Here is a 21,825-nt window from a genome sequence, read left to right on the forward strand (position 1 = left end):
AATGAACAACATGATCCTCTGTTATGTCAATAGGATCATTTGATCCATGCCCGACAAAAGCGCACCGCAGCGGCGAAGCTCAACAAAGCAATCCGCAGGACGGCTAGCGCTTTTTTCGCTTGTCTTTTGCCGCTGCCTTTCGCGAAACGGCGGACGCGCGCCGCCGGCGCTTGATGAGCTTCCCAGAAAGGAGATATTCGCCAGATCCGTGCAAGAAACGTTCGTTTTCGCGAATCCTGGCTTGCGCCGGCTCGCCGAGACGGCCGATTGCCAAGGCAGCGAGAAGATGGGCTATTGCAATCGCCCCGAGGGTCGACTCGGGGAATGCTTGCCCGGATGATTGTGCGACGAAATGAAGGCCTTCTAGTTCACTCATCGGTGCAGCGAAGCTATCGGTAATCGAGATTATGCGAGCCCCAGAACGCGACGCCTTCTCTGCGAGCTGATGAACCAGGCGGTTGAAGGGCGCAAAGGTTACCGCCACAAACGCATCACCGGCTTCCAGGTCCTCAAGGACACTTTCAACTGCACCTCCAGGGCTATCCAGCAGGATGATGTTCGGCCGCGCTTTTCGTAACGCATACGCCAATGTGTAGGCCGGAGTGAAGGAAGTTCTCCTGCCGCACACAAATACTCTTGGTGCGGCCGCTAGAAGATCGACCGCTTCGGTGAGTCTTTCCTCAGAGAGATGTGCACGAGCTCGCCTGACAACGTCGAGCTCCGCCGCGAAAAACGATTCGACGAAGTCATCCAATCGGGTGCCTTCGCCCACTTTATGTATTAAAGCCCTAGCGGTTTGTTCATTGCGGGTTGGCGACAGGCGATCCCTCTGCTGACGATCGCGCATGGTGTCGATGAAACGCTGCCGTAGTTCGCCGTAGCCAGGCAACCCCATGCGCTGAGCCAGACGGACGAGGCTCACAGGCGGGACGTTTGCACGTCGAGCAATCTCTCGCATCGAGTGGAAGGCGGCTTCGTCCGGATTGTTGATGAGATAGTGAGCCGCCTCGACGGCCTGTCCGGACAAATCGACGCAAATTTCCTTAATTTCCTCAACCAGATCCACTGATCCCACGCGGCATCTCCTATCGCGCCAATCCAATTGACCGGTCGACATACTCTAGCGGTGCCGTCCGTATATGACCACCCGTCTCTTGTCAGACCACGGCGGACGTGCGGCACGCTCTTCAGCGGAAGAGCAGTTGTCCCGGGATCATCAGCTTGACTATGTGACGCAATCAGACCCAAAGCTTACGAGCCGTATACCGCTATTCAAGCGATACGTCCGAATTGCCAAAAAGATCGACGCGCTTAAGACGGTTGCGCAGCTCGCCCAGACCTGTCGCGCGTACGATAACCTCGTCGCCTTCGCCCAGCGAGATTGGCGGGGTGCGCGCAAAGCCTACGCCACTTGGTGTGCTCGTTAGCAGTACGTCTCCGGGCCTCAATGTCATCCCAAATGAGACCTCCGCAATCAAGTTCTCCACCGAAAAGGCCATCTGGGAAATCAGAGCGTCCTGGCGGACTTCTCCATTCAACAGGCATTGAAGTCTGACCGTCTCGAGGTCGACTTCGTCAGGAGTCACAAGATATGGGCCGATCGGCATTGTCCCGTCGATGCTCTTACCCTTAAGCCAGTGTCCGCCGTGCCGACGCTGCAAGTTCCGCTGCGAAATATCATTTGCTAGATAAAAGCCGAAGATGTGGGCCGCGGCTTCGCGCTGCGGGATGCTGCGACCGGCCTTTCCGATGACCACGGCCAATTCCGCCTCGTAGTCCCATTTTGTCGAGATTCTCGGGTCGAACGCGATCGGATCGCGCGGCCCGATAACGGTATCGGGCCCCTTCGTGAAGAAGGTCGACGCCTTCGGCAGCTCTTTAATCTCCTGGTTGGCGCGCTTCTCCTTGCCTTCATTAAAGTGATCCAGATAGTTCCATCCGCGCAAAGGATGTCACGGCGAAAGCGCCGAATGGGAGCAAGGAGAGACAGACCTGCGAACGGAGTGTGCTCAGCTTCCTTCCGGCCGACCAATTGCTTAATTTCGGCCAGCGCTTCGATTCCCCCTCTATGATTAGATCCCTGAACTCTTTGAGCAGCAGGATAGCTGTTTCTCCCGATATCGCTCCGACCTCGGCTGCATCACGATAAATCACACTCGCAAGCTTCATCTGCTGATCTCTTTCAAACGGTTACGCTTCGAACCGCATCAATGCGGCAGCACCCAGGACCTTGCCCGGATTCATCAGATTATCAGGGTCGAACGCTCGTTTGATCTGAACCATCATTCTAAGATCGACAGCGCTTTTGAAGTGCTCGAGCTCCGCAATGTGCATTAGCCCAATTCCGTGCTCGGCGCTGATGCTTCCGTCCAGGTCAACACTTGCTTCATGAACGATGAAGTTAGCGCGCGCAGCCGCCGTTTCCCGTTTCTCGTCGGTGTCATAGAACGCTCTATCGAACACAATGATGACGTGGATATTCCCGTCCCCCACATGACCAGCATAGTACACCTGAGCGGCTTTGAATTCATGCTTGAGCCGCTCGTCTACCTGCTCGATGAAGACCGAAATTTTCGAAATAGGAACGCAGGTGTCGTTGGCGACAGAGAATCCCTTTCGCATGTTCGCTTCAGAGATTGTATGTCTTAGCCTCCATAGACGCTCGGCTTTTTTGGAATCTGAGGCAATCACTGCGTCGTGGATCAACTCGCGCTCAAGCGCCACCGCTAGAATCCGTTCAAAAAGTTCGTTCGGATCCCAACTGGTGCTGCTATCGGCAAGCTCGGTCAAGACATACCACGGCGAGGAAAGTGGCATCGGCGATGACTCTTCGTGGTGCGCGAGAACGTTCTCGAGCTGGCCCTTGGACATGATTTCGAACGCCTCGACCTTGCCTCCGGCGCCATCCGAAAATAGTCTGAGAAGGTCGACAGCCGCCTCTATGCTTGGCACTGATACCATCGCAGTCCCGCTATTTGTCGGTTGCGGAAAGAGCTTAAGCGCTGCGGCAGTCACGATCCCCAAGGTTCCCTCTGCACCAATGAAGAGCTGCTTCAGGTCGTATCCTGAATTGTCTTTTCGCAGGACCTTCAAGCCATTCCAGATTTGACCGTCGGGCAGGACGACCTCCAAACCCAACACGAGATCTCGCATATTTCCATAGCGCAGAACATTTATGCCACCAGCGTTCGTCGAAACCAGACCGCCGACTTGGCAACTGCCTACACTACCAAGCAGCATCGGAAACAGCTTGCCGGCCCTCTCCGACGTCTCTCGAAGAGTCGCCAAGATGCAGCCTGCTTCGACAATGACCGAATTGTTTAGAGTATCTATCTCTCTTATCCGGTTCAATTTGGAGATGTTGAGAATGACGCAAGGACGATCGCTGATGGGGACAGCGCCTCCAGTCATTCCGGTATTTCCCGCCTGCGGGACCACTGCTATCCCGAGGCTGCGACACAACTTTACGAGTTCCGATACCTGCTCCGTACTTGTGGGCAAGACGACGGCCAACGCTTCACCCTTGTAACGGCGGCGCCAATCCATGAAGTAGCCAGCCGTCTCGGAAGGCGAAGCGATAACCCCCTTCACCCCGGCAATCTGGATTGCGGCGGAAATCAACCGCTGGCGCGTCTCGCTAACGTCGGACACAGTTCTAAGCTCTCCCGTCAATACGAAAGGCGCATGAACCATTTGGTTCCACATTTTGTCAATGGGTTCGCACGATCCCTTTCTGATTGATATCACTCAATTGCGTGCCTTAGGCAGCCGTCGCTTTGGTGCCGCTGCGTCATCTTTCAGCCATTAGCCACGCATTCGCGGAAGACTTGCAATCCCTCGTTGGGCTCCACAGGCCGGCGCTGAAAAGGGATGTAGTAAAGGCACCAAAGCGAGCTAAGGAAACGCGAACAGCACCATGCTCAATCGTGCCCAAAAGCAGTATCGCGTGAGGCCGAGCTCGGGGAAGCAACCATCCGTGCGACCGGCGGCGACGTCACTACGAACGAATTGGTGGGAGCGGAGCGGCGTTCGACAAGCCGCCGTCGCTTCCGCCAAGGGTAAGAAGTGTCTCCGGCTCGCCCGCCGTGACTGGTTGTGTGCGAAGGAAAATCAGGCTACTCCGCCCGGGAGCTGCTGGAGCGCTCCAACGGTCGTCTTTGTGGCACGAACAACACCGCCGCAGCTAAGTTGCCCGCGAGGCGAAAGAACTGCGTCAATCGCAGAAAGCTGGGAGGATACTTAGCGGCCCTTGACCCTCCAAGAAACAGTAGGTGATTCTCCTGCACTTCTCTGTATTCTACCATCAGGAATTGTATTTGAAACCTGAGAGTGGATTGCAAGATGAAAACTTGTGTTACGCGCATCTGACTGGCTGAATTCAAGCAGATCGGGAGCACTTCATGAAAGCGCTTAACCCAGCAACGACTTTCGCACGTCCGCGAAAAAGGTACATTGCGTGTGCCTGGAAATCTGCAGCCGACAACCGACAGAAGCAGCTACTGAGCATCATTCAACTGCTTCACTATGCCGAGGCCGAGATACTCGAGCTGGAACTCGAAACCTCGGCCGTTCTCCTGGCAGCTGTGATAACCCACCTTACTCAGCACCTGGATTAGTGCACGGCCGGATACAACTGCGGCCTTGGCAAGGCGTATCTTCCTCGTCAGTACATGGGAGGCATACAGAGTGAGGCGAGTAGAACCGCATCTAATCCAGCTAATAGTCCGCGGAAATAATCGGCTGGACGCAGTCAAAAGAATCTTCTCTTTATTGCTGTTTTCTTCTATTCACGAAATCTCCAAGTTATTGTATTAATATCTTTCACCTGTTCGGCGCGGCGCGCATCTTGGCGCACACCCGCGAGCTCTCTCGCTGATCAGCCGGCAGTCTGAGAAGCAAGAACATCCGTTTCACAACTGCCGTACGGCCGGAGCCTATGAGGGGGAGGAATTGTCTCACTTGTAGAGATCGATGAGCTCACGGCTGTCTCGGCAGCCGCGCAAGCCGTTGCGCCTGGCTCGCCTGACATCCATTTTCAACACAAGTTAACCGCTTGATGTACGTACGAAAAGGACCAGCCGTGACCGGGCTCGTTTCCTGTGACTGTCGCCATCTCTTCGAGGGGCTCAATGAGCAAGGTCAATCAACACGAAGGACATCGGTCGTGAATAGTGTCGAGACGATTGAGAAAGATCTTTATGAGATCGGCGAAATTCCGCCGTTGGGCTATGCACCCAAGAACATGTTCGCATGGGTTATACGCCGGGAGCGGCATGGTGACCCAGAAAACGCTATGCAAGTCGAGGTGATTGAGACGCCCGCCGTCGGGCCTGAGGATGCCCTGGTCATGATTATGGCGGCAGGGGTAGGCTACAACGGCGTTTGGGCGTCTCTCGGGCGGCCAGTTTCGCCGTTCGATCTGCATCGACATCCTTATCACATCGCAGGATCGGATGCCGCGGGAGTTGTTTGGTCTGTTGGAAATCGAGTCAAGAAATGGAAAGTGGGTGACGAGGTTGTTGTCCACTGCCATCAGGACGATGGCGATGATCACGAGTGCAACGGCGGGGATCCCATGTTGTCGCCTTCGCAGAGAATTTGGGGTTATGAAACTCCTGACGGATCTTTGGCTCAATTTGCACGGGTTCAATCCCGTCAGCTGTTGGCAAGGCCAATCCACCTGAACTGGGAGGAGAGCGCGTGCTACATGGGCACGATGGGCACTGCATACAGAATGCTGTTCGGCCATCACCCGCACGCCGTTCGTCCAGGTCAGAACGTGCTCGTGTGGGGGGCAGCTGGCGGGCTGGGCTCGATGGCGGTCCAGCTTGTAGCACTGATGGGCGCTAACGCAATCGGCATTGTTTCTGAAGACTCGAAGCGTCGCTATGTAATGTCATTGGGTGCCAAGGGCGTGATCAACCGTAAGGAGTTTGACTGTTGGGGACGGCTTCCGAATAGCGATGACCTCGTGGCATACAGGGATTACATGAAAGAAGTTCGCCGATTTGGCAGAACCGTCCGGGAGATTGCAGGAGCAAATACCGAGATCGACATCGTCTTCGAACATCCTGGAGAAATGACATTTCCCGTGAGCTGCTATGTCGTGAAACGGGGCGGAATGGTTGTATTCTGTGGAGGGACTTCTGGTTACCATCTTACTATGGATGCTCGCTTCGTGTGGATGAGACAAAAAAGAGTCCAGGGCAGCCACTTCGCGAATCCATACCAATTGTGGGAAGCTAATCGGCTTGTTCATGAGCGACGTATCGATCCGTGCCTTTCGGAAGTCTTCTCTTGGGAGGACATTCCACTGGCACATAGGAAAATGGCAAGAAACGAGCACCAGCCAGGAAACATGGCTGTTCTCGTTCAGGCGAATGCGGCGAAGCTGAGCTGATAGTTTATTGCCGACCGTCGTTTGGGGGGGGCGGCCATCCACATCTGTAATCTGATTGGTCAATGGCCACTAGGTGGTGTGGACCCTAAGGATTCCCTTTTAGGAGCAAATCAGATTCAAGGCTGCTTTTGAGGAGGCAACCTTGGGTGTGATGGACCGTTTGGTATTGAGCGACCCAGCGTGGAAGCGGATGGCGCCGCTAATTTAAGGGCTCCGCCGGGCGCGACAACCGGATGTTCGTGGAAGGCGTGCGGTGGATCGCGCGTACGGGTCTCTCTGGCGCGATCTCCCGCAGGTCTTTGGCGATTGGAACAGCGTTGTCCGACGCTTCAGCCGATCAAGCATCAAGGGTGTTTGGTGGCGGATCTTCGAGGCGATGTCCGATGATCCGGACTCAGAATATTTGATCGTCGATTCCACCATTGTTCGGGCGCATCAGCACGCCGCGGGCGCCAAAAAGGAGGGGTCCGAGGATCAAGCAATCGGCCGCTCGCGCGGGGGCCTGAGCACCAAGATACATCTGGCCGTTCGAGGCTTGGGATGTCGGTGCGGTTCACGCTGACCGCGGGTCAGAAGGGCGATGCACCGCAAGCCGCCGCATTGATCGAAGGCTTATCCGCGAGGTTTGTCATGGCCGACCCCACCTATGACGCCGATCACTTGCGCCAAGCCATCGCCACCAAAGGCGCGCTGCCGTCATTCCCAACAACCCGTCACGCGCGCTCAAATATCCGCTCGACAAGCACCTCTATGCCTCTATGCCCAGCGTCACCTCGTGGAATACTGCTTCTCAAAGCTCAAGCAGTTCCGATGCGTCGCAACCCGCCTCGAAAAGATCGCCCGAAATTATCGCGCCGTAGTCACTCTCGCAGCCATTGTCCTATGGATGCGTTAGTGTCGACACCACCTAGTCCGACCACATCGAAGTGCAGAACAAGAAAGACCTCCGGCGGGCATGCCGGAGGTCTTCAGGGGGGCAACCATCGAGGTCAATCGTCTGCTAGTCTTTAATAGAAACATCACCAATTTCGTTGCGCACGTAGTAGCACCGAACCCGCGCCTTGATTTCTTAACTCGTAAACCCCAGCGGGCTTGGCGGTACCCACTTGTAACGGCAAGGCCACGGTGCTTCCGCCAGCATATTTCTGGTCAAGCATCGCGTAAACGAGTTCAGCCGTGAAGGTTATATTCTTGACCGGAGTCCAACGTGTCGCCGAACCAATCACAGAATAATTGAAGTCCGGGCTGCAGCCAGCAGGACCGCTCGAAAGAGAAAGATTTGCGACAACCGCGCTGCAGATATAACTCTTGGCGCTTCCATTGTATCGCACTGCGGCCCACGCCCCGAAGAGGCTCGTATTCCAATACGGATTCCAGTTATGGGTGTAACCACCCTGAAAGCCATAGGATGTGGTCAATTGCATACCTGACCCGGACACGAACACCGCGTCCGACAGACCAGCGATACCAACGCTCTGGTACGCACCGGGGAGGCCCTTGCCGCCGTACATAGCGTAGGTGCTGGACGCATAGTCCTGGAAGTTATAGCGGCTCGCGCCGTTCGTATAAACAGCGGACATGTTAATTGTGTCACCCGGGCCTGTTGGAATGTTCTTGATCGACAATGACACCTGACCAGCCCAGCCCCACTTGTCGTCGGGATGCCCAGTCAACTCTGTAGCGCCGTAGTAGGCTGCGTGATTGTCATGCGCAGCGAGCGACGCTTGGAAGAGTCCCCAAGGCTGATCGACACGAAGCATCGCAACGAAATCGGGAGCCGCCGTGCCCGCGATATCGTTGCCGCCATACGCGCCGACTGCAATACCCGCCGCAGAAGCGGCACTGACATTCCAAATGTTGCTCGTGTAAAGCGCAACCTGATCCTGAGCCGACAAGGACAAGGAGATGCCTTGGCCGAAATCGGCTGTGTATGTTAACTGATTCGCAGGATCCCAGCCGCCACCGCCGGGCAGCCCGTCCATGGCGTTCGCAGGATAGTTGGCCCATGGCGCCGAGAACTGCGACTGGGCCTTGCCTATGGTGAGACCTGCGAACTGGATGAATGCGTAATAGACTCCGACCGTACCATAAGCAACATTTCCCGAACCCGCATTGGCAGGCGCCGCAGTTCCGCCAAGGGATTGGTAGACGGTAGAGCCGTTTCCAACACCACTATAGCTGCCTGAAGTCCAGGTAAAGACCGCATCGAAATAGGTTCGAAGCATGCCATACTCGGTTGCGGTACGGGTATCGATGGTCAGATCCTCGCGAGAACGCCACGAATAGGCGTTGCTGAAGCGGTTCTGCGCGCCGCTTACACCACTATTGGGTACATCAACGTTCCCGTTGGAGTGGGCGTTTAGTTCAGCACGGACATAACCGCCAAGTTTGATGCACGTTTCGGTGCCGGGAAGATAGTAGAAACCAGGTCCATACAACGAACATACCTTCACGTATTCGATCGCCTTGGCTTTTGACACCAGATCCGCAGCCTGCGCCTCGCCCGCGACGACGATTCCAATTGCCGACCCGAGCAGAATGCTTTTCATTACTCTCATAGGAAGCCCCCCAAAATCGTCTCACCGCCGAAAGTCGCCTCTCCGCCCGCAGTACGTGAGATAACCAACTTCGCCTCGGCCGCCCCAGATTGTGCGATCTGCGGGCTCTTTTCGAAACGCACGCCGGTCGACTGGATCGATGCGCGTCGCGGCGCGGATCATTCCGCCGCTCGCCTGAAGAGGCTGACACATCAGGTGCGTAGTCGCAGGGCAACGTTTGCACGCTTCGAACGAAATGGGGCGTACTGACCGTTACCGTGCTTTGGCCGCTTCACAACGGTTCACCTCGTACTGATGAATATGTTTCTAAGCTGCGGATTGAACGAACCCGCTGCGCGGTAGGGGGACAAGCCTGCTGAACAGAGGTGTCCTATCTGAGAGGATGTTGGTCGTCGTCGTGCCACCACACTCAAGACAAGGAGACCCAGATGGCTAGTCGTCCGTAATCCAGAGCTCATTCTCATGGTGACGGTGCAAAAGGTAGGCGAGAGATCACACCTCACTCAATCCGGAAGGGACTTGCGTAGCGGCATTTTACAGAACCTGACGTCGACATACGGACGATACCACAAGCTCACCGCGTTCAGGCAACGAGGGCTTGCGAAGCGGTGAACCGGCAGTTGATCGTTTAGCACACTTGCTAGCTTTACCGCCGCGGCAGCCGAACCGCCAATCGTGAGTGAGGTGTTGCGGTCACTCAGGCCGCCTTTCGACTCGCCCGTTTAGGCTTTTCGACCAGTTTGGGATCACCTAGAATGCCGATGGTGCCCTTGCCTGCACTTGAACAGCTTGAATCGGCCCAACAGATGCATGACGCCCCCTGGCACAGTTGCTAGCTCGCAGAGAATGCGGGAATAGCTGTGCTGGTACGTGAACGGCGTGCGATGGTGGTAGTCGTCATGTTGGTCAGGTCGCCTTCGGTCGCCGAGATTTCGGGTTGTTCCAGCAGTCAGTTCGAGTGGATCTACCCGCCTTGCGGTACGCTCTCAACGAGCCGTGACGATTACGACTCGACGTCTGAAGCTTAAATGAGCGATGAGCCTGTTCGGCCGACTGTTGGTCACGAGTGCGAAAAAGCTTGGCGTATCGCCGCAAGCCCATTGAACGAGCTATCTGGAACTGTTACGGATTTCGGTCTACCGATGTGAAAAACTCCTAAGAGCGACTTAATCCGTGGCATATACCGACCTTGACACGAGAATTGGCGAACGCATTCGAACCCAGCGAAGGCTGGTCGGCCTGACCCAGAAGGAGCTCGCCAGCCGATTGGACATAGTCTTTCAGCAACTGCAGAAGCACGAAAATGGCACAAGTAGAGTGCCGGCCAGCCGGCTTTATGAAATCGCTCAAGCGCTGAACACTCCGATTACACATTTTTATGAAATCGACGAGAGCATAGCACCACGACGGCGCTCACCACTCTTCGACGTCTCAGCCATAGCTGGCGCACAAAGGGGCAAGCTGGCAAAACAGGTTCTTGAACTTGTCACGGCGTTCATGAAGATCAGGGACGAGCATGCGCGAACGGACATTGTTTCGTTGATTGTCAGACTTTCGAAGTCAAACGCCAAGCGATAGAGTCGCCCTCGGACGGCTTGCGAGCTCAACAACGGCGTCCAGTCATTAGGTTTGGGGCTCCGGCTGGCGCTGACTTAAGGTGCTGTTGTGGCGCCGTTCGCAAGACCAGCAACATGTGCTTGTTTTCCCTGAAGCTTAAAATTGCGCGAACCGGCAAGCAAGCCTTGATTGATTAATTCGTTCGGCGGAAAGTGAGTTCCGGAAACGTCGAGAATTCGCGCACGCGCAATAGACGCCTCCACGACGTTTCCAAAATCCGCGACCTCGTGAAGCAACTTGTGATGCAGCCCCAGAAAACCGGACCCATACTCGCTCGTCGTCGGGGCCTGAACGACAAAACTCTCGAGCAGATATCCGCCGACAACACAAGTGAATCCGTATCGCTCCGGCAAGGGCCGCCTTGCGCGGTGCGATGGAGGGTGAAGACATAGGCGTATGATTGACCATACGCCTAATTCGAAGGTCTCCCGACTGGAATTTGTCTCGACGGGTACTCGACGCCGTTGGACGTTGGAAGAAAAGGAACGGATCGTTGCCGAAAGCTATGGCGGCCCACGATTGGTGTCAGTGACGGCTCGGCGCAACGGGTTGTCTGCGAAGCCAATTGTTCACGTGGCGCCGGTTGACGCGCGAGGATCGGCTGAGCGGGGATGCCGAGCCAGCGCTTGTTCCTGTGGAGATCGCCTTTACGTCGGCTCTGGCACCGAGGTACGCGCCACAACCGCCATCTTCGGCTCCTGCGCAGCGTCCAGGGGCCGGAATAATCGAGATCGAGCTTAGCGGCGGCTGTCGCGTTCGCGTTGACCGGGATGTTGACGCCGAGGCACTGCAGCGGGTGCTTGAGCTTCTGAGGCGGCAATGATCCCGATCCCGAGCGGCGTCAGGGTCTGGATCGCCACCGGCCACACCGACATGCGCCGCGGCATACAAAGTCTGGCCCTGACGGTACAGGAGAGCTTGAAGCTCGATCCTCATGCTGGCGATCTCTATATCTTCCGCGGTCGCCGCGGCGATCTGGTCAAGATTTTATGGCATGACGGGTTGGCCATGTCGCTCTATGCCAAGCACCTGGGCCGCGGCAAGTTCATCTGGCCCTCAGCATCGGCTGGTGCGGTGTCAATCTCGGCGGCGCAGATGGCCTATATGCTGGAAGGAATTGACTGGAGGAATCCACAACTAAGCTGGCGGCCACAGAGCGCGGGTTGAGCAGAAGAAATCTGCAGCTACTGGAATTTTGGGGAGTCACAACGCGCTCGATATGTGATTCACTGCGTTGCATGGATGCTGATCGTGGCGCTGTTCCGGATGACATTGCGGCTCTGAAAGAGGCTTTGGCCGTCGAGCGCACGAAGGCGTTAGAGGTTGTAGCGGAACTCGCGGTCGCCCGCGCGAAAGCCTCGGAAGACGGCGCGCTGATCGCCCAGCAGAAGCTGCGGATCGCCAAGCTTGAGCGTCAGATCGACGGACAACGGTCTGAACGATCATCGCGGTTGATCGACCAATTGGCGCTGACGTTCGAAGAGCTGGAAGCTGACGCCACAGAAGACGAGCTGGCGGCGGAACGAGCTGTCGCGAGGACGACGACGGTACGCGGATTTATACGCAAGCGCGCCGAGCGCCAGACGTTCCCCGAGCATCTCCCACGCGAGCGGGTGGTGATCGATCCGCCGACGGCGTGCGAATGCTGCGGCGGCAATCGCTTGCGCAAGCTCGGCGAAGACGTGACCCGGACGCTGGAATCGGTGCCGCGTCAGTGGAAGATGATCGAAACGGTGCGCGAGAAGTTCTCATGCCGCGACTGTGAGAAAATTAGCCAGACACCGGCGCCATTCCATGTGATCCCGCGAGGATGGGCGGGGCCAAGACTGCTGGCCATGCTCCTCCATGAGAAGTTCGGCCAGCATCAGCCTCTGAACCGGCAGACCGAGCGTTACGCGCTGGAGGGCGTGCCGATCAGTCTGTCGACCGCAGCCGACGCCGTTGGGGCGTGCTGCACGGTATTGGAGCCGCTGTTGCGGCTTTTGGAAGCCCACGTCATGGCAGCCGAACGCCTCCATGGCGATGACACCACCGTGCCCATGCTGGCCTTGGGCAAGTGCGATATCGCGCGATGCTGGGTCTACGTGAAGGACGACCGCCCCTTCGGCGGCTCAGATCCGCCGGCGGCGATGTTTTATTACTCGCGCGATCGAAGTGGTGAGCATCCGCAGGCGCATCTGGCCAACTACACCGGCATCCTCCAGGCCGACGCCTTCGGCGGATACATCAAGCTCTACGAGCCCGAGCGAAGTCCTGGGCTTATCAGCGAAGCGGCCTGTTGGGTCCATGCCCGGCGCCCGTTCTTCGCCATGGCGGATCTTAAGGAGAACGCGCGGCGCAAAGCGGCCGGAAAGAAGGAGATCGTCATCTCGCCCGTCGCCATGGAAATCGTGCGCCGCATCGACGCTCTGTTCGAGATCGAGCGCTCTATCAATGGCCAAAACGCCGACCAACGAAAGGCTGTTCGCCAGGCGCAGAGCGCACCGCTCGTCGCCGATCTGGAAGCCTATATGCGCGAGCAGTGCGCCAAGCTCTCCCGCGGTCACGATCTGGCCAAGGCCATAAACTACATGTTCAAGCGCTGGGCCTCCTTCACACGCTTCCTCGACGATGGTCGCGTCTGCCTCTCGAACAATGCAGCCGAAAGAGCGCTGCGCGGCATCGCATTGGGCAGAAAGTCGTGGTTATTCTGTGGGTCCGACCGCGGAGAGCGCCGAGCCGCCGCCATGTATAGCCTCATCGTCTCTGCCAAGATGAACCACGTCGACCCTCAGGCCTGGCTCGCCGATGTACTCGCTCGCATCGCGACCCACGCCGCCCACAGGCTCGATGAGCTGCTGCCTTGGAACTGGAAGACCGCGCAACAGCAAGGCCTTGCGGCACAGGCGGCTTGATGGGGCACGTCAACAAGGTCAGCCACGTGTTCACTCTCAGCCATGTCGCTGAGATGCTCGGCGAAGACGAGGAATGGCTGTTCGAGGTCGCCGAAGAAATGGACACCGAGGATGGCCAGCTATGGGTCGTCGGTGTCGATGAAGACGGAGTGATGGCGTTCACCGATGATGGAATCGAGAACCTCAAAAATCTGATCCAGATCCACAAGGACGCTCCTTGGATCATTGAAGAACGCCGCCAGGTGCTCGCGGCGATCATTAAGCCGAAGGCCGAAAAGCCCGACGAGGTTTAGCCGGTAACCGGACAAACCGGCCAGCCGGCGGCCTACGCGCATGCTTACGTGAATCCGTGCTTCAGTTCCCACACAATCATCTTCGTTCCTAGCGCGCCGATGCGCCAATCGCAGCTTAGAGCGACCTGAAAGCGCAGTCCTATGGCATAGCAGCCGACTGCGACAACTGTCGGTTTGGTGAAGCAAGCATCGTAGAATAAAGATCGACCAGGCGGTCAATATACCCCTGCATTGCAGCAATTCGGGGAAGCCAGTGGGTACGAACATCCAAATAATAAAAAACACATATGATGAGATCAACTAACTTGCTGACGCTGCCAACGGGCATAATGTCAGCTAAGCACTTCTTTCCCTTAAAACGAAGACTCATGCTGATACCAATGGGATTTGGTGCTTCATAGGCTTGGGTCGTGGTCGAGTAGCTCAGCCATTCGGCTTTCGCCCTCAGAGATCCGGTCATGCGGCTTTCGCCCACCCGGCTCTTTCCTAGAGTGACCCGCGTCATATCCGCGCCTACACCCATGTACGAGTGATGCGTGGAGTTGGCAGGCGGAAGCGTGCCGTGAGCGTCTCGAACTCCGGTCAGCCCATGTGCCGACTTTTCTGGCTACCGCCGTCTCAGACAACGCAGCCAATTTCGCGGTATTTCGCGGTGGAAACCGTTGAGTGCTGGATAGTTGTGCGGGCTGCCACAGTAGGCATAGTGACCACCCAGCACGGCGGCGAACCACTCGTGCTGCCCTCAAAGGCAAGAGCACTTCCTGGTGGTAGCGAGTACCCGACCCGTGGCTGTTTATGAAACCGACATTAGCAAGAACGTTTTCCACCTCGTTGGCCTGAGCTGCGACGGCACACCCGTTCAGTGAATTCGCTTTCGACGAGACACCACTTCTTCAGTTCTTTGCACGCGCAGTCAAGCGTACTCGATATGGAACCCTGCGCCGGCTCACAGTAGCTCGCCCGAAAGATACACGCACTTGGTCACAAGGTGCGCTTGATCCCCACGCAATTCATGAAGCACTACGTGAAGTCAAACAAGAAGATATTATCGACCCGGAGTGAGAGACGGCGACACGGCCGACAATGCGCTTCGTCGGAGTGAAGGAAAGCCGATCAGGTCGATCTTCAAACCTTGCACTGAATCTCGTGACCAGATGGTCGGGTCGAGGACACGCCTGATCAGTCAGATGCGCGGGCGTTCTGCCTCGTGTACGGCGTAACTTACGTCAGAGTGCCGAACTCTTCAAACTCGATCTGCCGCCGCTTTGAACGACGAAGGGAACGATTTCTCGGCGGTAATGCGATCTCTATGCCGATCTCAGCGTCTGGAAGACCGGATCCGCTAGGTGAAAAGGAGACCGCAGCAGTCGCCGATCGCGAGGACGTTACATGCGACAATCCCTGGCATCGGCATATTAGGCGCGACTGCCGTGCTTGCCGCAATCGGCAAAGGGCTCGAGATCCCCGAGCGCCTGCCCAAGCGCAACGGCTACTGCGACTGGATCCAAGAGACCCGCGCCGACACGATCGAGCTACGCGCCCCCGAGCCCGCGCAACGGCTCCTACGGTTCCAGCCCCGGATTCCCCATTGGAAATTGCGATCACCGCCCTCGTGCAGGCAGGTTATGTGCAGGGCGCCTGCGGACGATCTTAGACACGATTTGCTACGTGATCTCCTACGCATCTGCCGACTTAATCACGTCCAGACCAACTGGAAGAACATGCGCGCTCATCCCTGCGATCCGACCACTCCTCATCGATGGTATTCGAACTTTGCATGTAGACGTTTCCAGCAACCCACTGCAATACGAAGCGTCTTAAGAATTTTAACCGAGCCGTCGATTCCAGCATACGTATCCTCGTCGCTAGATCGACGAGCACCATTACATCGGAGCAGAGGCCATTACGGCTTCTAGGTTCGATCTGACGCCCGTCTCGTCCCCGCAATCTCACTTTCCGAGAGCACTGCCGTCCCAATAATGCCGTCGTTGACTAACTGCGCAATCTCACATTCGGAAAGACCAAGAAGCTCTGACAGCACTTCTTCATTGTGCTGTCCGAGTGTCGGCGCAGCTGTGCGGATCGCATACGGCGCGGCACCTTCGCGAATAGGCATTGATGGCTGCGGATGTAAGCCAACGAATGCTCGTTCTATATCTTGCAAATATCCTCGCGACTTAAGATGACGATCATTGAGAAGATCAACTGGTAGGCGAGCCACGCCAGAAGCTATCCCCGCTGCTTGCAACTCAGACATGGCCTGATCCGCGTCTCGCGAAAGCGTCCAGGCTGAGATTTCTGCTTCGATCAAATCCTCGATCTCCCGGCGACCTTCTGCTGATTCCAACGACGCGTCCCTGCCCCAGTCCGGTCGACCAATAAGCCGCGCAAGCTTACGCCACATGTCCTCGCCCGTAACCGCTATGATGATCCAGTTGTCTTCACCGGCGCACTGGAAGCTCCCGTGCGGCACGAACTGGGGATGCCGATTGCCGTATTTCGTTGGGGGAACACCATCCATCGAGTGGAGGGTAATCCACGGCGCTGCGAACGGCATCATACATTCAATCTGCGCGAGATCGACAAATTGCCCCTGTCCAGTGTTCCGGGCGTGGACCAGAGCGACCAGAACAGCAGCGCATCCGTTCAACCCACCAACTGCATCTCCAAAGGCAGTATGGCTCATTATGGGCGGACCATCGGGCCTTCCTATCACGCTCGGCAAGCCCGATCCCTGTTCGAGAGTTGAGCCATAGGCCCGGCAATCGCGATAGGCACTGTCTGCGCCAAATGCAGACATCGACATCATCACGAGTCGCGGGTTCAGCTTCGCGAGAACGTCGTAGCCAAGCCCGAGCCTGGGCAGCACATCAACCGAATAATTGTTGACGGCGACATCAGCTTTCTCCACAAGGCGTTTGGCGAGTGCCACGCCTTGCGGCCTCGTCAGGTCCAGCGTGATACCGCGTTTATTGCGATTCATAACGCAGAAGCGCACCGTCTTTTCGTACATCCGCCCATCGATGTAGGCAGGACGCCGGTCAACACCGCGCCACCAGTCCGGATATTGAGCGGCCTCGATCTTGATCACATCAGCGCCAAGATCAGCCAGTGTTCGGGTACATAATGGCCCCGCCCAGCCCATCGAGAAGTCGATCACGCGAATTCCATGCAACGGCGGTCGCGCCTCACCCACGGAATGTGTCCAACGCCCATTAGCGCCGGTTGCACGTCTCGCATTCTGGGAAGTCTGCTGCTGGCCGGGCACCGGCACCTTCCCGCCCCGACGAGGCGGAGTTGCTGTAAGCCGCTGGGCAGAGCCGACCGTCTGGCCACTTTCTTCGCCCAGCACGACGGGCACGATGGCGCCTCGTTCACTTTTCTCGGGATCAAGGAGCAGGTCAGAAATCTCGGGCACCGGGACGATTGGTATTTTCCGCCTCCGTCCCTCTGCGAACCACTCCAGGGCTGTCCGCGTCTTCAATGCAGGAATGAACCTTGCTTCGAGCTCTACGGCTCGCTGCAGACGATCTTCCCCAACAACCAGAGCCGCATCATCACACAAATCAGAAAGACCGAGCATGTCGCAAAATGCGCGCCATTGTGCTGGCGTTACCGTGGTGACACCGACCCACCCGCCTTTGGTCGGATAGATACCCACTGGAAAGCCAGGCCAGAAACGATTTAGTCCAATTCTCCGCATCACGTCGCCGCGCGCGAATGCCTCGAACATTAGATAATCACTCAGCGTGAGGGTCGATTCGAAAATGCTGAGGGACCACGAGCGACCTCCTTGCCGATTTCGAGCAATCGCGGAGGAAGTCGCAGCGATAAAGCCCCAAAGGCCCGCGAGGATACCCGTCTGGAAATCAGGTGCGTGCAGTGGCGGCCCTTCGACCGGCCCAACGAGCTTGATGAGGCCGGCTAACGCACGGACGGTTGAATCGGTTGCGGCAAATCCTGCATATGGTCCGCCCTCGCTAAACGGGTGTGCTTGGATGTATATTAACCTAGGGCACCGCTGGCGAATTGCGGCAACATCGATATTTGGGCAACTTGCCGGATCGACGTGGCGACCATCAATCAAGACATCGCACTCCTCGACCAGTGCAGCCAGGTGAGCGGTCGCATCGGGATTCGCCTCATCGATGATAATACTCGATTTGTTGAAGTTGAGGAAAGCAAACCACGCGCTATGACCCAGTCGGGTCACCGGCGCACACTTGCGAAGGGGATCGCCAGCTGGCGGTTCCACCTTCTGCACGTCCGCACCAAAATCTGCGAACAACCGAGCACAATAGCTTGTTGCGGCCGAACTTCCGATCTCAATGACGCGCAAAGTTGAAAATACTTCCGTCGAGGGTTTTCCATTCATCATTCTATTCCAAGTGCACTTGTTAAACTGATGAGCCACCACGGTCACTCGCGCAATATCACACACGGATTTGCTAATGGGTTGCTCTGCAGGTTGGCCATGACCATGAAGGGTATATAAGGCTGACCTAACGGATACAGCTGCCGAAGCTAAGCGCCGCCGCTGAAGGGCTCTCTAGACGCGGTTCATGTCTCGTTTGGCTTCCTGCTCAATGAAGCGGTTGCGGCAGCAGTGCGATGAACATGGCCTCACGCGCCGAACTCTCCCCCTGTTATATCGATGGTTGCGCCTGTGATAAAGCCAGCCATCGGGGAGGCCAAAAAAGCAGCTACGTGCGCAACTTCTTCGGCTGTCCCAAAACGCCCAACCGGAATCCGACTGAGAGCAACGCGATTTACTGGGACGTCAGCTGGTCCAGTTAGATCGCTGAGAACCCGCCCAGGGGCAATGCAGTTGACCGTTATACCATAGGGAGCAAGGTCTCGCGCAATAGCGCGGGTTAGTCCGACTAAGCCGGACTTCGAAGCGGCATAATGAGGCCCTGCGATCAATGGTATAGCACGGCCTGCGATCGATCCTACATTGATGATGCGCCCCTGGCCTCTTGCGATCATTGCTTGTGCAACCAGCCTCGTGAGAACGAACGGACCGGTGAGATTAACGTTGAGAACCCGCGTCCATTCCTCTAGCGAGGTCTGCGGTAGCCACGGTGCATTCGCATCGACGCGCTTGGGCGAGATACCTGCATTGTTCACTAGAATCTCAACCTCGCCCCAACGAGCGCGGACGCGGTCAATGAATCCCGACACTTCATCATGTTGCGTCACGTCGTGCGCTTCAGCATAGAGCCAATACTCCGAGCGCCCCAGAGTTTCAAGCGCTCGCTCAACATGCTCTGCTCGCGTCGACATGAAAGCGACCTTATAGCCATCTGCCAGGAACCTACGCACGATTGCAAATCCAATCCCCCGTGCACCTCCGGTGATGAATGCAACGCGCCCGTGCCTTTGGTCTATGGACGTTCCTGATTCCATATTGTGTGGCAGCTCGTCCATGTAACGCCAACGTTGGCACTCAGGTTGTAAACCGCACAGACCAGCAGCGTCAGCGTCCCATCGACACTCTTCTAACTGAGCCGGGTCATGCAATCTCCTCCCAAGACTGGCAGTCGGCAGTGAACCCGAGCCGGATGATTACTATTGACATCTTTCGACCCCGGCGCCTTCGCGGTAGATGCCTAGCGTACGATGTCTCGTCCACCGCGCGCATTGGAACACCTGAAAACGGGCGTGTAGCGCCGATGGACTGGAACCTCATCCTGAATGAGCGCTTCGGTTCGGTGTGCCAAGCAGGGTCGGGACAGCCTGGCTTGCCGACGCGGCTAGTCGCCGGCCTGTTCATTTTGAAGCACATGCACAACCTATCAGATGAGGTGCTATGCGCTTGCTGGATCGAGAACCCCTAATACCATTACTTCTGCGGCGAATTGAACTTCTGACATGGCGACAGCGTCTCGGCAAGGAACAGCTCGCCGCGTTGATCCAGGAAAGTCTTTCAGTGGCGCACGAGACCGGCGCTATCGGTCCAAGGACTTGGAACGGGTGGTCGTCGATACCACAGTGCAGCCCAAGGCAGTTGCACATCCGATCGACGCGAGGTCTGCTGCATCGAGCAATCATCAAGCTGGTGGGGCTCGCCAACCGTGAGCCGCCACGCCAGAGCTATCTACGCCTGGCCCAAGCGCGCCCCCATCATGACCGGCCCGCTATACCCACGCCCACCAGTTCAAACCCGCCCGGCGGCACCTCAGGCTCCTGCGGACAAGGCTTACCGGATCATCCGCGACATCCGCCGCAAGTTTGATGACGTCACGGTGCCGGAAGCTCGCTTCGGCCTTTATCGCAGCAGGTGCGCAGACAGGATTAGCATCAGCGCGGTCCGAAGGCCTATGCGTTACATGCTCCGAAGTTCAGTGCAACGGGCAAGGCTAAAGTATAGCGCGACAATCAGGATGAGAGTGCGGTCGGTTACCTCATTTATTTTGCTCCTGGCTTAGGTTGAGGAGGAGGCCGGGTGCGGAGATGGCCGGGGTTTCGGAGCGCCGGCCTCCTCCGCTGGCACCTGGCACATCATTGGGGTGTTGTGACCTCATACCCCGGCGGCGTTTTCTCCGTAGGAACGAATAGTAACGCGTTCGCTTGCTCGCTGCGCCAGGATTTAAGCCGACGTTGAAGCGTTCGAAGAAGCTGTTCGGATAGGCTCCAGGATATTCCACCTGCAACCGGGTGAGCAGTTCGCTGCCAGTCCGCCAGGGCTCGACCTCAAACCATTTTCGCAAATCTGGCGTTGCTCTGATGAGCGGGTCGGGACGGCGCCGGCCTCTTTTCGCTTTCACGATTGGCCGATCCGTCGGTCGCATAGCTCCGGCCTTCCAGGCGGTTCGTAGGCTTGCCAGAAAGAGATCGATCGATTGCGTTGCCGCAGCAGGATGGGCGATTGGCTGTGTATCCGCGAGCGCCGCGAGGCGCTCCTGTGCGACGCGGATATCGTGCAGCAACACGACCGGGTCGAGGGCGGCATAGATTTCCTGGAGATGGGCGCGAACCTCGTCGGAGGTGCGAGCGTCGGCAGCCAAGCGCTGGTGTGGCGTTGTCGGCGCGCTGTACGTTGCGCACACGCGCACCGTCGCGCTGTTTGGCTATTAACTTGAACGAAGGCTGGAAGAAATTCACGAACAGCCGCGCCGATCGGTAGAGTTCAGCCAGCAGTGTAGCCGCCTCCAGGCCCTCGAACCGACGATAGCCGATCATCCTGCGCACGACCGCGCCGTTCTTCTGCTCGACGAACGCCTGGTCGTTCTTGCGGTAGGGCCGGCAACGCGTGAAGACGATGTTGCCGGCATCGCAGTAGGCCTTCAGCGTCTCGTTCATAAATACGGTGTCGTTGTCCGTATCGCGGCCGAGCAGCGCATAAGGCAATTGTTTGCGCAATTCCGTCGACACCGTACTCAACAGCGTCTGTTCGCGCACGATCAGAGGGGCGCACTCCGTCCAGCCGGTAGCAATGTCGGTGAGCACGAGGGTCTGGATGAAGCTGCCGCGCGCCGATGGATCGCTATGCGCGACAAGGTCAGCCTCGACGAATCCCGACGCCGGATCGTTCCAATCTGCCGACGTCCGTATTGGAACACTACGACGCAATGAGTGCGTCGCGTGCCGCCGGCGCCTGCGACCTAATCCTTCTCGGACCCGCACCAATGCGCGGTCGAGTCGCAGCGCTCATCGCCAAAAGTTTGTCGCGGATCTCGGCGGCAAGGTCGAGGTGGCCGTGCCGTTCCATCGCCTCAATCAGCGCAGGCATTAACGCCTTCAGCCGCTTCCCGCAGATCCGGTCTGACGCCTCCCAAAGGAGCACGAACGCGTTGTGTTCTGCCTCATTATAGACCCGACGTCGCGCCCGCCGGCCTGGGCGTGCACCATCCTGACCTCGAAGTACTCGCATCGCATGCTTGCGATGGAATCCAGTGATGTCGACGAACTCGTCCAATATCCCCGCCTTCTTCGCGCGATCCGAACGCCGATAGCGCGCGCCTGCCGCCGCTGTCAGTTCCTTCCGCGTTGCCATGCTTAGCCACCCCATCTTCGCCCCCGCTCGTTCCCAATCCAAGGGCGCAATTTACTTGAGGCAA

14 protein-coding genes and 3 pseudogenes are annotated in these 21,825 nt (G+C 57.2%); 8 read left to right on the forward strand and 9 right to left on the reverse strand.

Annotated features, from left to right (window positions below; translation table 11 throughout):
* Positions 1-103 precede the first annotated feature (103 nt).
* The 3 genes from ACVMB0_RS00105 to ACVMB0_RS00115 form a co-directional block, all read right to left on the reverse strand.
* Positions 104-1,075, reverse strand: a complete 972-nt coding sequence (locus ACVMB0_RS00105) for a MurR/RpiR family transcriptional regulator (RefSeq protein WP_461344855.1) — start codon at positions 1,073-1,075, stop codon at positions 104-106.
* Between the two features lie 193 nt (positions 1,076-1,268).
* Positions 1,269-1,946, reverse strand: coding sequence for a fumarylacetoacetate hydrolase family protein (locus ACVMB0_RS00110; RefSeq protein ID WP_461344856.1), 678 nt, complete (start codon positions 1,944-1,946; stop codon positions 1,269-1,271).
* A 244-nt stretch (positions 1,947-2,190) separates the two neighbouring features.
* Complete coding sequence (locus tag ACVMB0_RS00115) at positions 2,191-3,651, reverse strand: FAD-binding oxidoreductase (protein WP_461344857.1); 1,461 nt, start codon at positions 3,649-3,651, stop codon at positions 2,191-2,193.
* Positions 3,652-5,242: 1,591 nt separating this feature from the next.
* Between ACVMB0_RS00115 and ccrA the strand changes: the two genes are divergently transcribed.
* Positions 5,243-6,400, forward strand: coding sequence for a crotonyl-CoA carboxylase/reductase (gene ccrA / locus ACVMB0_RS00120; RefSeq protein WP_461349560.1), 1,158 nt, complete (start codon positions 5,243-5,245; stop codon positions 6,398-6,400).
* 142 nt (positions 6,401-6,542) lie between these two features.
* Positions 6,543-7,295: pseudogene (locus ACVMB0_RS00125) on the forward strand (IS5 family transposase).
* Positions 7,296-7,419: 124 nt separating this feature from the next.
* On the opposite strand, the gene ACVMB0_RS00130 reads toward ACVMB0_RS00125, so the two are convergent.
* Entirely contained in the window at positions 7,420-8,958 is a 1,539-nt protein-coding gene (locus ACVMB0_RS00130) for a porin (RefSeq protein ID WP_461344858.1), read from the reverse strand.
* Positions 8,959-10,131: 1,173 nt separating this feature from the next.
* Here ACVMB0_RS00130 and ACVMB0_RS00135 point away from each other — a divergent pair.
* Positions 10,132-10,536 (forward strand): helix-turn-helix domain-containing protein, encoded by a 405-nt coding sequence (locus ACVMB0_RS00135; protein ID WP_461344859.1) that lies wholly within the window; start codon positions 10,132-10,134, stop codon positions 10,534-10,536.
* A gap of 74 nt (positions 10,537-10,610) precedes the next feature.
* On the opposite strand, the gene ACVMB0_RS00140 is transcribed toward ACVMB0_RS00135, so the two are convergent.
* A complete protein-coding gene (locus ACVMB0_RS00140; RefSeq protein ID WP_461344860.1) occupies positions 10,611-10,928 on the reverse strand; it encodes a hypothetical protein in 318 nt (105 codons plus the stop codon).
* 43 nt (positions 10,929-10,971) lie between these two features.
* Between ACVMB0_RS00140 and ACVMB0_RS00145 the strand changes: the two genes are divergently transcribed.
* The 4 genes from ACVMB0_RS00145 (at position 10,972) to ACVMB0_RS00160 (ending at position 13,762) form a co-directional block, all read left to right on the forward strand.
* Positions 10,972-11,316 (forward strand): transposase, encoded by a 345-nt coding sequence (locus ACVMB0_RS00145; protein WP_461344861.1) that lies wholly within the window; start codon positions 10,972-10,974, stop codon positions 11,314-11,316.
* A gap of 78 nt (positions 11,317-11,394) precedes the next feature.
* A complete protein-coding gene (gene tnpB / locus ACVMB0_RS00150) occupies positions 11,395-11,742 on the forward strand; it encodes an IS66 family insertion sequence element accessory protein TnpB (RefSeq protein ID WP_461344862.1) in 348 nt (115 codons plus the stop codon).
* 71 nt (positions 11,743-11,813) lie between these two features.
* Positions 11,814-13,469, forward strand: a complete 1,656-nt coding sequence (gene tnpC, locus ACVMB0_RS00155; RefSeq protein WP_461344863.1) for an IS66 family transposase — start codon at positions 11,814-11,816, stop codon at positions 13,467-13,469.
* Positions 13,469-13,762, forward strand: a complete 294-nt coding sequence (locus ACVMB0_RS00160; protein WP_461344864.1) for a hypothetical protein — start codon at positions 13,469-13,471, stop codon at positions 13,760-13,762. The genes tnpC and ACVMB0_RS00160 overlap by 1 nt, the downstream gene beginning before the upstream one ends.
* 139 nt (positions 13,763-13,901) lie before the next feature.
* Here the strand turns inward: ACVMB0_RS00160 and ACVMB0_RS00165 are convergent, their stop codons facing one another.
* The 3 genes from ACVMB0_RS00165 to ACVMB0_RS00175 all read right to left on the reverse strand — a co-directional run bounded on the left by ACVMB0_RS00165 (position 13,902) and on the right by ACVMB0_RS00175 (position 19,192).
* Positions 13,902-14,222: a hypothetical protein gene (locus tag ACVMB0_RS00165; RefSeq protein WP_461344865.1), complete on the reverse strand. Its 321-nt coding sequence runs from the start codon at positions 14,220-14,222 to the stop codon at positions 13,902-13,904.
* A gap of 1,452 nt (positions 14,223-15,674) precedes the next feature.
* On the reverse strand, positions 15,675-18,137 hold the full coding sequence (locus tag ACVMB0_RS00170) for a CaiB/BaiF CoA transferase family protein (RefSeq protein ID WP_461344866.1): 2,463 nt from the start codon (positions 18,135-18,137) through the stop codon (positions 15,675-15,677).
* A gap of 248 nt (positions 18,138-18,385) precedes the next feature.
* Positions 18,386-19,192: an SDR family NAD(P)-dependent oxidoreductase gene (locus ACVMB0_RS00175; RefSeq protein WP_461344867.1), complete on the reverse strand. Its 807-nt coding sequence runs from the start codon at positions 19,190-19,192 to the stop codon at positions 18,386-18,388.
* A 212-nt stretch (positions 19,193-19,404) separates the two neighbouring features.
* Here ACVMB0_RS00175 and ACVMB0_RS00180 point away from each other — a divergent pair.
* Positions 19,405-20,129 (forward strand): annotated as a pseudogene (locus ACVMB0_RS00180) (transposase); the annotation flags it as partial.
* Between the two features lie 137 nt (positions 20,130-20,266).
* Here ACVMB0_RS00180 and ACVMB0_RS00185 read toward each other — a convergent pair.
* Positions 20,267-21,776, reverse strand: a pseudogene (locus tag ACVMB0_RS00185) (ISNCY family transposase).
* Between the last annotated feature and the right edge of the window lie 49 nt (positions 21,777-21,825).

This window comes from Bradyrhizobium sp. USDA 4451, assembly GCF_054822585.1.